Origin of the sequence: Marinimicrobium sp. C6131, assembly GCF_026153455.1 — a bacterium.
Taxonomy (GTDB): Bacteria; Pseudomonadota; Gammaproteobacteria; order Pseudomonadales; family Cellvibrionaceae; genus Marinimicrobium.
The window spans coordinates 3,869,406-3,882,047 of record NZ_CP110629.1; the positions used below are offsets into that span (position 1 = coordinate 3,869,406).

At 55.7% G+C, this 12,642-nt stretch carries 7 protein-coding genes; 6 read left to right on the plus strand and 1 reads right to left on the minus strand.

Annotated elements, in window-relative coordinates; translation table 11 throughout:
* The first annotated feature begins 285 nt into the window (after positions 1-285).
* From OOT55_RS16370 to OOT55_RS16385, 4 genes are all read left to right on the plus strand, one after another.
* The gene (locus OOT55_RS16370; protein ID WP_265366911.1) at positions 286-1,344 is read left to right on the plus strand and encodes a hypothetical protein; all 1,059 of its coding nucleotides are present in this window, start codon (positions 286-288) and stop codon (positions 1,342-1,344) included.
* Between the two features lie 162 nt (positions 1,345-1,506).
* Positions 1,507-2,184: a hypothetical protein gene (locus OOT55_RS16375; RefSeq protein WP_265366912.1), complete on the plus strand. Its 678-nt coding sequence runs from the start codon at positions 1,507-1,509 to the stop codon at positions 2,182-2,184.
* Entirely contained in the window at positions 2,174-2,659 is a 486-nt protein-coding gene (locus OOT55_RS16380; protein WP_265366913.1) for a hypothetical protein, read from the plus strand. The genes OOT55_RS16375 and OOT55_RS16380 overlap by 11 nt, the downstream gene beginning before the upstream one ends.
* Before the next feature lie 868 nt (positions 2,660-3,527).
* The gene (locus OOT55_RS16385; protein ID WP_265365638.1) at positions 3,528-4,793 is read left to right on the plus strand and encodes an IS110 family transposase; all 1,266 of its coding nucleotides are present in this window, start codon (positions 3,528-3,530) and stop codon (positions 4,791-4,793) included.
* A gap of 452 nt (positions 4,794-5,245) precedes the next feature.
* Here OOT55_RS16385 and OOT55_RS16390 read toward each other — a convergent pair whose 3' ends face one another.
* A complete protein-coding gene (locus OOT55_RS16390; RefSeq protein WP_265366914.1) occupies positions 5,246-6,970 on the minus strand; it encodes a glycoside hydrolase family 43 protein in 1,725 nt (574 codons plus the stop codon).
* Positions 6,971-7,332: 362 nt separating this feature from the next.
* Here OOT55_RS16390 and OOT55_RS16395 point away from each other — a divergent pair, with 362 nt between their 5' ends.
* Positions 7,333-10,893 carry a TonB-dependent receptor gene (locus tag OOT55_RS16395; protein WP_265366915.1) on the plus strand — a complete coding sequence of 1,187 codons (3,561 nt, stop codon included), beginning with the start codon at positions 7,333-7,335 and terminating at the stop codon, positions 10,891-10,893.
* 107 nt (positions 10,894-11,000) lie between these two features.
* Positions 11,001-12,626: a glycoside hydrolase 43 family protein gene (locus OOT55_RS16400; RefSeq protein WP_265366916.1), complete on the plus strand. Its 1,626-nt coding sequence runs from the start codon at positions 11,001-11,003 to the stop codon at positions 12,624-12,626.
* Positions 12,627-12,642 lie beyond the last annotated feature (16 nt).

The following is a 12,642-nucleotide window of genomic DNA, read 5'->3' on the forward strand; positions in this document are numbered from 1 at the left end:
TAGTCTCTCCCGGAAAAGTCGAATCTTGGTCTGTTACCGTAGAAGCGCAAAGTGAAGAAGGGGCTACAAGTGAAGTTTGCGCGTGAGCTTATCCTCTTGATTCAAGAAATGGAAGATCCCGAAGAAGCCCCTCAAGTTTTCTGGTTCTCATGCTTGAAGATCGATGAGTAAACCACCAAAAAGTCCTTGTATCAAGCAATGCTTTCTACACCGACGCGAGTAGCGATAGAACGTTCGCAAAAGGTCCCCGAAGGCGCGCAGCATCCACAAGATAGGTTTATCCAAATGACTAACATGAAAACATTTTTCGCTCTAACAATTGCAGTCGCATTTGCTTGGAACAACAATGGGTATGCCTCAGATGCAATTAATACCCAAAGCCCTATACCTGTAACCGAAGTCTTAGAATACAACTTCGATTTCATAGTGACAAACTCAATTTCTAACTTTCACACATGCACTAAAGGTGACGAAGAATTCGCCGTAAACAACTGTAACAATTTTTCTCTAGACAATTTGGTCGGTAGTTTAGGTCGCTATCTAGATGACGAAACTTATATTGAAGCCGTCTCTTGGGGCCCGAATAAATATAGAAAAGCCAGCCTAAACAAAAAAGAGATATACACTAAGTTGGGGGCGGAAACATCGCTGTTCTACAGGACCGACCTGGAGAAAAATCTCAAAGAGTATAGCGCATTGTCCCGAGACTATAGTTTGAACAAGACTGATCTCGTGCTATTCAATACTGATTCAAAAGATCCTTTTTTGACTCTAGGGGTTAAAGTTGATAATACAGTTATACGCTACAAATCAATTAAGCCAGCGCTTAACTATCTGAATGCATTTGGCGTACAACCTGAAAACTTTAGGGAGCTAGTTAAAACAAGCGATGCACTAAATATTGTTTTCAGCTATGACGACTTCGATGAAGAGGGATATATCTCATACAACCCAAGGATCTCTCAGGATAACACATATGTACTTGGGCTTTGGATAAAATCAAAGAAGAATAAATCTCACGAACTTATTGTGGAGGCAGGATTTAAAGAACCGAATGGCATAGTCCCTAGGAATTTCACTGTGAAGGGACCTGAAGGTGTGTTTAGCTCACAAGAACGGCTGCCCTTTGATACAGATTACTGGGATTATTCAGATAGCTATGTTCATAGAGCCTCGTTTTTTGCAAGCAGAGAAATGATTAGTGAAATAATGGGTCTATCGAATCAGCATGTAATACGCTTTCGGGGCTTAAAAGGCCACCAAGATGTAGAAATTACAAAGAAAAACGTACAAATTATTGGAAAGATTGTCGAGATACACGACATGCTTACTAGCATGGAGTAGGTCGCTTCGAGAAAAATGATGGGATCTTTTCCAGGCTACAATTTCTGAATTAGATGAATTTTATGACAATCCAAGGAAGCGCGATATATTTTTCTTCTGCCAAAACGCAAAATCTGCCTTTGCTTAGCCGCGTTCTGAATCAGAAGAAATAGAGATAAATATATGTCTAGAATAACAACTCGGATATTTTTAGGCCTTGCACTTATATTGGCGGTCGGTATTGTTGGGGTTTTAATCTTCCGTACAGACTCAGATGTTACGTCAGTCGGCGCAGCTGTTGCAGGAGCTTTGGCGGTAATTACAGCTGTGGTATCCGCTTGGGGTGCTCAAAGGGTGGTCGAGCTAGAGGAGGATCGGCAAAAGCCTTATCCTTATCCAAGCTTCGATTTTTCTAGTAGGTATGGACTAGTTCTATTTCGAGTTGAAAACTCTGGAGGTGGCGTAGCACATGACATTTCATTTAAGTGGGACGGCGATCCAGTAACTAGGGGAGGGCAAGAAATCTGTTTCTCTTCTGATTGCAAGGGAGTTCAAATACCGGTACTTTTGCCCGGAAAATCTATATCAAAAACAATAAGTGACAGCGCTGCATTCTTTCAAGCGAAATCTTCACGCGAACACTCTGGAACTCTGTCATTCAAGGATTCTCTTGGTCGAAAACACTCCCATATTTTTAGAATGAACGCAGAAATGTACTTAGGAACTCCCACTCATTCTGACGAAGCTCTAAAGACCCATTACGAACTTCAAAAAATTCCGAATCAGCTAGAAAAGGTGGAGGGAGAGTTAAAGAAGATACGGGTCCAAGCGGAGAATGGCATCGAGCCCAATGGGTCATAAAAGTGCGGTTGTCGCCTCCTCGGTGCTGGGGCAACCCTTCCGCCGCTGCGTGGCTACAAGTCCGCCCCAAAGCTGGGCGTTAACCTCGATCGAGAAACGGATGAATATTGAGGAAATCACAAGAAATCCAAAATTTCGACTTATCGTATCGTCACTGCTTACGATAGCGGTTGGCGTTCTTTGCAGCTTATTTGCTTCCGAAATCTCTAAGTCCGGTGTGGTGGAGTGGTCCTCTTTTCACAAAACTAGATCATTTTGGCTGCTACTTGTTGTTGTGGTAGTTTGGATCTGGGCGCAAGTATTTTACCTTAAGCACGACGAGCGAGTTCATGCCTTTTCGGATGATGCGTTCTGCCTTGCGCACATACGTAAAACCAAACTAGAAGCGTTTGCCCGCTTAGTGAAAACAGATCCTGAAAAAGCAAATCTAGTGAAGGCGTCTACATTATTAGAGGACCTGGGGGTAAAGCAATGAGTCTTTTTGTTTCTACTGAGGCAGCAGAACAGTTGCGCGACCTGGATATAAGCCCCGGCCTTATTAATGTTGGGCTGCACGATGTGCTTAAACGAATCGACACAGAAGGAATTGATCTTTCTTCGAACGAAATACATAGGTTGGCGGGTTCAGAAGAAGAAATATATGTCTTGCGGTATCACTCGTTCAGACTATTTCTGACGAAAAGTGAAGACGGAATAGTCTTAATGAACATCCTGAAAAGGTGAGCTTAAAAAGGTTAATCACGGCGAAGCTTTTTCGTTGCGGCTTGGTCTCCATGGGAACGCCTCACGAGGTGCGGTCACCGAACGCTTCCAAAACGTTAGGTTTTGAGCCTAAACCTGGTCCAAAATCGGTAAAAAGTGACTAAAAAGGTGGTTTCGGGTGATTGTGAGAGTTGAAACACGTGCCTAGATGGGCTGAAAGCTAATAAATACGGGGAGTTTCACCCGCCTATAAAACGTAACTAAAACCTAATAAGACAGATGGACGTACTGCGCCATGGGGGCTACAACCTCATTGAGACGGGGAATTCGCTGGTTACTATAAAGAAACGCGCAAGGTACCGAAAGCGCGGGAAGAGTGCAATCAGCAAGAAGAGGGGGGAGGGGATTGTCGGATTACGGCCTTCGGCCTAATCCGACCTACGGGTGGCTATGGAATATCAAGCCATCCAGTAGGCTGTCGGATTACGGCCTCCGGCCTAATCCGACCTACTCAGACTATGGAATATCAAGCCATCCAGTAGTCAGTTATAAGGTAGAAAAAAGAAAGGGGACCCTCATAACTCGGTAACTTGCTGTAACAGCAAGGTGCGAAGAACCGAGAGCATTGGAGGTGTCCCCTTATGCGCAAGTATAACTATCGTGCCCAAAATTTCCAGAAGGTGAACTGGGATCAACTGCGTGAGCAGACGGCGGGCGAGCGGTTGATTCTGGCGATTGATGTGGCCAAGAAGGACTTCTACGTGGCGCTGATGAAGCCGGACCGGACGGTTCTGAAGACCATCCGCTGGGAGCATCCGCAACAGAGCCCGGCCCTGCTGCGGGAACTGGCGAACCTCAAGGCTCAGCGCCTGGAGGCGGTCATGGAGCCGACCGGTACCTATGGCGACGCCTTGCGCTACCAGTTGAGAGCTCTGGGTGCCGAAATCTACCGGGTCAGCCCCAAGCGGGTGCACGACGCCGCTGAAGTGTATGACGGGGTCCCGAGCCTGCACGACGCCAAGGCGGCTTACCTGATCGGCCGGCTGCACCTGGATGGCATCAGTCAGCGCTGGCGCGAGCCGAGTGAAGCGCGTCGAGCTCTGCGAGCCTTACTGAATCGGCTGGAGCAGGTACAGGAGCGCCACCAGCGGGCACTGAATCGGCTCGAAGCGTTGTTGGCCCGGCACTGGCCGGAGGCGCTGTGCTGGCTGACATTGCAGAGCGCCAGCTTGCTGCACCTGCTGGCCGAGTACGGCGACCCGGTTCGGGTGACGGCACAGCCGGAGCAGGCGGACCGACTGCTGCGCCGAGTCGGTGGGCACATGCTTAAGACGTCCAAGCGCGAAGGCCTGCTGCGCAGTGCCGCCACGACCTTGGGCGTGCCGGTGGTCGAGACCGAACACGAACTCATCCGGGCCCTGGCCCAGGAGATGCTGGACACACGGGCGCAGTCCCGCGAGCTGGAGCGAGCGCTGTCCGAGCACGTCGAGCACACCCGGGAGCTGGCCTGGATGGCCGAGGCACTGGGCCATAACAGCGCGGTGGTGCTTTACTGTGCCCTGGGTTCGGCCAATGACTACCCGCGTGCGGCCAGCTATCTGAAAGCGGCGGGGCTGAACCTCAAAGAGCGCTCCAGCGGCAAACACAAAGGGCAGCTGAAGCTGACCAAGCGAGGGCCCGGGGTGGTGCGCCACTACCTGTACTTCGCCGCCCTTCGCCTGATACGTCAATCAGGCCCGGCCAGAGCCTGGTATGACGCCAAGCTGGCCCGACACCGAGGCCCCAAGGGCAAACTGATCATCGCGCTGATGCGCAAGCTGGCCAAGGCGCTGTGGCATGTGGCTCAAGGCAAGCGGTTCGATCCGGCCAAGCTCTTTGCCGAGCCACCCCGGGCCGAAGTGGCATAAGCACCACCGAGTCGACCGATGAGGACGAACAGAGACGAGCAACAGGAGCGAGCAATGAGTTAATCCAGCCGTAACACGCTGGCAACGAGTCTTCCTTCGGGCTGACCTTCGATCCGACCTCTAGCCCAGTCTTGAGGCTCCTAAGTAGTCAAGAGGCAGCCCGCGGGATGATCCATGGAACGCGATACCCAAGGTAACTGAGTTGATGCCGCCAGGCGGACATCCGATGCGAGAGGTTCGGTTGACCCCATGGACGTTCATCCGGGAGGCCTTCGAGCTGGCACACAGGCTAAACACACGAGTACCACCGGCATGTGCGTCAACGACTCAGGCAATGCCAGCAGACTCGTGTGCCCAACAGGCAGGTAAAATGATTAAATAAAGGGACTTGACTGAGTTATGAGAGGTCGGATTAGGCCGAAGGCCGTAATCCGACAAGGTACTCACACAGGTTATTGACGAGTGCAGTAGGGCCCGATCAGGGTACCCACAAAACCACCGGCCACATTGGTGCTGAGGTTGGTGGCATCCACCCCTTCGGCCAGGGTATGACGCTCGCCATTCACCTCATAATGGGCACTCATCTGTCCGGCATCAAACGCCATCGACAGAACCACATTCTCGGTGCTCGACAGCGGGGCCGCATTCACCAGGGTGTCTTCGGTCGAACCCTGCCGACGGTACAGCGCCACCTGGTCTTCGCCGTTGTCCTGGGTGATGGCCAGGAAGATCAGATTCTCATCGTTCTGCACCGCCGCAAGACCGGCCCGGTCCTGATCGGCCTGGGGATCAAAGGTCACCGTGGTGGACAGGTCGGCAATGTGGTGCTGCTGGCGCCGACCCAGGAAGGCGGGTACCGAGTCCAGGTCGCCCAGGCCATTCTGGCAGTTCAGGCTGAGCGTGCCGTTGTTCACGTCATGGAAAACACCGCTGTCCGGGTCGCGAACGCCCATCCAGCCCAGCGCCAACTCGTTACCGTCAAATTCATCGGTATAGCCAAAGTCACCCGACTGGGGCGGATTCGGTGTGGGCTGCTCGGGCAGTTCCGGTTTTTCCAGGGCAAAGGGAATGCGCTCGCCCTGAGGCAGAATGTAAGGCCAATCGTTTTCCCAGCGGACCGGCAGCAGGAAGGTCTCCCGGCCGATGTTGAACATATCGTTGTTGTAGGAGCGGATCGCCAGGAACGTCGCCCACCAGTCGCCATTGGGAATCTGTACGAACTTGGCGTGGCCGGCGGCGATGATCGGGTTGTCCCGCTCGAAGTCCAGATCGCGTTGGGTCAGAATCGGGTTGTGCTCGGCGGGCGTGTAAGGGCCCCAGACGTCGTCGGAACGGAAGATGGTCTGGGAGTGATGCACGCTGGTGCCGCCCTCCGCCGCGGTAATGTAGTAGTAGCCGTTGCGCTGGATGATGTGCGGCCCTTCAATCCATACCGGCTGAGTGGAAATGTCGACCCCACCGTTGATCAACTGCTTGCGCTCACCGACCATGGTCAGGTTCTGCCAGTCAAACTCCTGAATCCAGATGGCGCGGTGGCCGTCGTAACGGGGCTCTTCATTGGGGGCGCCGTTGTTCAGGATGTAGGCCTTGCCGCTGTCGTCCCAGTGGATGGAGGGGTCGATGCCCTCAAAGCCCAGCCAGTGGGGGTCGGACCAGGGGCCGGTCGGACTCTCGGCGGTCATTACAAAGTTGCCGCCGCAGTCCACACAGGTGGAGGCCAGGTAATAGGTGCCTTCATGGAAGGAAATGTCCGGCGCGAAAATCCCCCGGGACACTTCCAGGCCCTTGAAGTCGAACTGCCCGGGCCGGTCGATGGCGTTACCGATCTGGGTCCAGTTGACCAGGTCTTTGGAGTGGTAAATGGGCAGGCCCGGGAAGTGGGTAAAAGAGGAGGTGACGACATAGTAGTCGTCGCCCACCCGCGCCACGGTGGGGTCGGGGGCATAGCCGGAAATGATCGGGTTGCGGAACTCGCCTTCACCCACGTCGACCTGCTCCTGGGACTGGCCATCATAGGTGAATCGGCTGAACCGGGCGGGTGTGGCTTGAGCCTTGTTGTCGGGCCCGGCGGCCTCCTGGGACGATGATGCCGCTTCGTGGCCGCCGTTACTGGTTGAGTCGCAGCCGACCAGGAGGGCAAACAGGCTCAACAGTGAGCCTTTTATCAATTTATTCATACTATAAGTCCTCGTTATCCTGATGAAGAGTCGGATTTCAGCGAGCTGAGCTCCGATCCCCGCCGCCGGTAATCTAGCGTTTTGACCTAAAAAATATGACAGAAATGCTAATAATTTCTGCAAAGTGCAAGTATTTCAGCCACTTGCGGCTGTGAAGGTTATCCATCTGACAATAATATAATAATCACATATGGTACGAATAACTATAACGCCTTTTGTCGCCCCACTCAATTCCTTCCATTCGGGTGTTCAGGGTGACGGGCTCCGGTTTCTACCGTATGTGCGGTGGCCTCAGGGCTAAACGATAACCATAAAACGCAAGGTAGGTACTAGCGATGGACGTTCCCTTTGAAAGACGACCCTTGTTCAGACTGATTGGTGCGAGTGTGCTGGCGTTGAGCCTTTCGGCCGTCGTACACCCGGGTTATGCGCAGGAATCAGACGAAGAGGCCGATGCGACGGCCGACACCGAACCGTCCCTGTCGGAGGCCGAACCGGCCCAGCCCTCCATGGAGGAATTGGTCGTGGTGGGCGCACGGCTTTCACTGGAGACCGCGCGGGATATCAAACGTGAGTCCGCCAATATTGTCGACTCGGTGACAGCGGTCGACGTCGGTGCCCTGCCGGACAAGTCGGTGGCTGAGGCACTGCAGCGGCTGCCCGGCATCACCGTGTCCCGCTTTGCCGCCAGCAACGACACCCAACACTTTTCCGCCGAGCCGTCCGGCGTGGTCATTCGCGGCCTGGACCATGTGCGCTCGGAATTCAACAGCCGGGATACCTTCTCCGCCGACAGCTCCCGGGGCCTGAGCTGGGAAGATGTATCGCCTGAGCTGATGAGCCGGGTCGATGTGTATAAAAACCAGAGCGCCAACCTGATTGAAGGTGGTATCGCCGGCGTGGTCGATCTGCACACGCGGGTACCGTTCGATTTTGACGGCGAAATGCTGGTCGGCTCCGCCGAAGTCAACTACAGCGAGGTGGCTGATTCCTTCGACCCCAATGTCTCTGGCCTCTACAGCAATCGGTGGGAGACGGCTCTGGGGGATTTCGGCCTGTTGGGGCAGATTGCCACCTCCCGCCTGGACACCCGCAGTGAGGGCATCTATCTAGGCCGGATGGGCATTCATGAACCGGGCTATTTCGAGGAAACCCTGCCCGACGGCACCGTCCGTCCCACTCAGGAAGAGACCTATGTGCCCACCTTTATCACCGCGCGGGACAATCTGTATCAGCGGGAGCGCACCGGCGGTGCCTTTGCGGCCCAGTGGCAGAGTCCCGATGAAGAAATCGTGACCACCTTCCAGTTCAACCGCTCGGAATACGAGCAGGTGAACACCGAGTACAGTGCACTGAACTTCCTGTTTGCCCTGTGGGGGCAGCCGGCGGACCACGTCATTCCCGCGGACTGGCCGGACGGTACCTACCCCATGCCGGGCGAGACCTTCATGTTTCGTGAGGACCGCAGCTTTCTCGCCGGTGAGCCCACCGCCGGACCGGGCTGGTGGGGCGGCAGTGAAGAGGAGGCGGCCGCCTTCGGGGTGAACGAAGAAGGCATCCCCCTGATGAACCCCACCGGCTGTGGCTGGGGCACCTCTCAGGAGTATCTCGAAGAATACTGTGAGGAACCCTATGACCAGCGGGCCGTGGGGATGGAAACCAATTCCCGGCAGATTCACAGCGAAAGCATGACCCAGGATGCGTCCATCAATATCAAGTGGGCACCCACTCATCAGTTCCGCGCCAACTTCGATCTGCAATACGTCGACGCCACGCGGGACAGCTACGGTACCGCCGGCGCATTGCAGAGCTACACCGGCATGTACGCGGACTTCAGGGGTGACCTGCCGTTTATCGAGTATCGGGATCCGTTGAATGTGAACTTCTCGGAGGGTGGTCTGCAGAATCCCAACTCCTGGAATTACGCCTGGGTTCAGGATCACAAGAGTGCCAGTGAAGGGGAGTCTCTGGCGTTCAAGGCGGACGGGGAGTACGACCTGAACGGCACCGACTGGGTGGAGTCGATCGCTTTCGGGGCGCGCACGGTCAACCGGGAGCAACTGGTGCGTGAAGCGTGGAATTTCCGTGGCATCACCAGTCGTTGGGAAAGCGCGGCCTATTTCAACGCCGACAAAACCGACCCCATTGATTCGGTGACCTACGCCGGGCAGGAAACCTTCTTTGGCGGCTACCCGGACCCTGAGGACTCGCTGACCTATCGGGCCTTTCCCAACGACTATATGGGCGGTGGTGTGATGGATTCCACAGAGTTTCTCTATATCGACCCGGAGGTCCTGGGCGACCCGAGTCAGGTGAATGAGTACTTTGATCGCCGCAACCTGGGGATCGGTCAGTTCTATCCGATCTGCTCCGCCGAAGGGCCCACCCGGGGTCAGGAAATTCTGGATGCCAACGGCAACTCCACCTGCTTTACCCCCGGCGAGACGCTGACGGTGGAAGAAGAAGTGCATGCCGCTTACTTCATGGTCAATTACGGTGGTCCGGCGGCAACGCTGTTCAATACCGATATCGGTGTGTCGGGCAACGTTGGCGTGCGCTATGTGGAAACCAACACCCGCAGCGAAGGCAGTGTCAATTACGGTTCCTTCACCGACAGTCAACTGGAGTGCTACGAGTTGACCGAGGGCAATCAGGATAATCCCGACGCGCCGAACTCAGCGCCGCCGTCCACACCGTACTCAAGTGGTTGCTACCTGATCGGTGCCGAAGCGCACAACGAACAGGTGCCGGATATGCCCGATACGGTGGATGACGGCAACGGCAACATCATTGACAACCCGGCCAAGGTGTATCTGCCCGAGCACATTGAAGGGTCCCGTGAGGATCTGGCGTTTCACGACGGCACCATCGCGCCCGTGGTGGGGGATAAAACCCACTACCACCTGTTGCCCAGTGCGAACCTGAAGCTGGATGTGACGGAGAATGTGATTGTCCGTTTTGCCTACTCCAAAGCCATGGCGAGACCGGATTTCAGCATGTTCCGTTACGCCGCCAACATCAACGAGCCGGGCATCGATGTGGGTTACTCCGCCCAGTGCAAAACCTACAATCAGGAAACTGACACGGTGGAATCGGTGCCCAACTGCACGCCCAGTCCGGAGCTCAGTTATGACGACCAGGGTCGTCTGACTGGTGCGCGGCCCCGTTACTCGGTCAATACCGGCAACCCCTATCTGGAACCGATTACGGCGGATAACTACGACGCGACCTTCGAGTATTACTTCGAAGGCGCCGGCATGTTTACCGTCAATCTGTTCCAGAAGGACTTTGACAACTACATCACCTACGGCACCACCGTGGTGCCGGTGACCAACAACGGCGTCACCCGGGATATGTACATCAACGGTCCGGTCAACGGCGAAGGTGCCAGTGTCTGGGGCTACGAGGCGAACGTTCAGCGCTTCCTGGACTTCCTGCCCTCGCCCTGGGACGGTATCGGGTTTCAGGCCAACTACACGAAAATCTACAACCAGGGTATCGAGAACACCAACTACGATGGCGCTGGCGGCGCGGTGGACGCCGATGCCGAACGCTACGTGAAAACCGATGCGCTGCAGGGTATGTCCGAGGATGCCTACAACCTGGTGCTGATGTACGAAAAAGGCGACTTCGCTTTCCGCACCGCGTACAACTGGCGCTCGGAATATCTGGTGACCGCGAACGATTGCTGCAACCTGCCGGTGTGGCAGAGCGATCAGGGTTTCCTGGATGCTTCCATTCGCTACCGCCTGACGGACGGGCTGGAGGTGAGCCTGCAGGCCAGCAACATCCTCGATACCACCACCAACCTGCTGCAACAGGTGCGCGGCTCCGATCACGAAGACTACCCGAACCACAAGGTACCCACCGCCTGGTTCAAGAGTGATCGCCGTCTCTCCCTGGGGTTGCGCATGCGGTATTGATGGGTTCGTAACTCTCCCCTGCGATGAGCCTTGCCCCGGACGCGGTGATTGACCCCGCCCCGGGGCCTTTTTGTTATAGTCGACGTAACCAACAAGAGGTCAATAACGTGAATTGGATAAAACCCTTGGGTATGAGCCTGGCCGCCCTGATGCTGTTGCCCGGCTGCAGTGGGCAGTCCGGTGCGCTCGATCAGACAGCGCGCGGTGCGGAGCAGGGTGCTCACGATGCGATTGCTTCATCGTCGTCGCCGGATCAGCGAGCGAGCAACCCGCTCATCTGGGCCGATGTGCCGGACCCCTCCGTCATTCGGGTGGGCGATACCTATTACATGAGCAGTACCACCATGCACATGAACCCCGGCCTGCCCATCATGAAATCCCACAACCTGGTGGATTGGGAACTGCTGGGTTATGCCTACGACACCCTGTCGGACGGAGACGAGTCCACGTTGAGTAACGGTGAGCAATCCTACGGCCAGGGCTCCTGGGCCAGCAGCCTTCGCTATCATCAGGGCCGTTTTTACGTCAGCACCTTCGCCAATCACACCGGCAAGACCTATATTTTCTCCACCGACGATATTGAAAGCGGTCAATGGCAGCGGGCCACACTGGACGAGCTGTTTCACGACGCCTCACTGGTGTTTGATCAGGGCCGGGTGTTCCTGATCTATGGCAACGATGACATCCATCTGGTCGAACTCAATGCCGACGCCACCGCGGTCAAGCCCGATGGCCTGCGCACCACACTCATCGAAAAGGCCTCAGCCATCGCCGGCGATGAATTCTGGGTGCCCTCCGAAGGGGCGCAGCTGACCCGCAAAGACGGCATGTACTACCTCAATCTGATCAGTTGGCCCGCCGGTGGCATGCGCACCCAGTTGGTGTATCGGGCCGAGCAGCTCACAGGACCTTATGAAGGGCGCATTGTGCTGGAAGACCGGGGCATTGCCCAGGGCGGATTGATCGATACCCCGGACGGCGACTGGTATGCGTTTCTGTTCCGCGACTTTGGCGCGGTGGGGCGCATTCCCTATCTGGTACCGGTGCAGTGGCGGGACGGCTGGCCCGAGTACGGCATTGACGGCCAGGTGCCCGAGCGGCTGCCGATCCTTGCCACGGGTGATGGTCTGAACAACCTGGTGGCCTCGGATGAATTTGAGTATGCATCCGATGCCGATCTGAAGCTCGCCTGGCAGTGGAACCACAACCCGAATGACAAGGGCTGGTCGGTCACCGAGCAACCCGGCCAACTGACCCTCACCAACCAGCGCGTGGATTCCGGGCTGCTCGATACCCGCAACACGCTCACCCAGCGGACCTTCGGCCCCGAATCCCGAGCCACGGTTGCTCTGGATGTCTCCGAACTGCGCTCCGGTGACCGGGCCGGTCTGGCCGCACTGCAGGCCAATTACGGGTTTGTCGGAGTAGAGCAGTCTGCCGCTGGCCGTGCGCTGGTGATGGTGAGCGGCAATGCCGAACAGGAACAGGTGCAGACGCGCATCCCCCTGACACAGTCCACTGTGTATCTCCAGATCCGGGCCGACTTCGAGGACCAGCGCGATCAGGCCAGCTTCTGGTACAGTCTGGATCAGGAACAGTGGACCCGAATCGGCGAGCCCCTGGCGATGGAATACACCTTGCCCCATTTCATGGGCTACCGCTTCGCCCTGTTCAGCTACGCCACCGAGCAGGCTGGTGGCCGGGCCGCTTTTGATTATTACCGGGTGGAATGAATCGTTAGCGCCGTCC

What these genes read in the sequence shown, in the direction of transcription:
- OOT55_RS16375 (WP_265366912.1), top strand. Translation starts at nt 1,507, where the DNA reads ATGTCTAGAATAACAACTCGGATATTTTTAGGCCTTGCACTTATATTG.
- OOT55_RS16390 (WP_265366914.1), bottom strand. Translation starts at nt 6,970, where the DNA reads ATGAATAAATTGATAAAAGGCTCACTGTTGAGCCTGTTTGCCCTCCTG.
- OOT55_RS16385 (WP_265365638.1), top strand. Translation starts at nt 3,528, where the DNA reads ATGCGCAAGTATAACTATCGTGCCCAAAATTTCCAGAAGGTGAACTGG.
- OOT55_RS16380 (WP_265366913.1), top strand. Translation starts at nt 2,174, where the DNA reads ATGGGTCATAAAAGTGCGGTTGTCGCCTCCTCGGTGCTGGGGCAACCC.
- OOT55_RS16370 (WP_265366911.1), top strand. Translation starts at nt 286, where the DNA reads ATGACTAACATGAAAACATTTTTCGCTCTAACAATTGCAGTCGCATTT.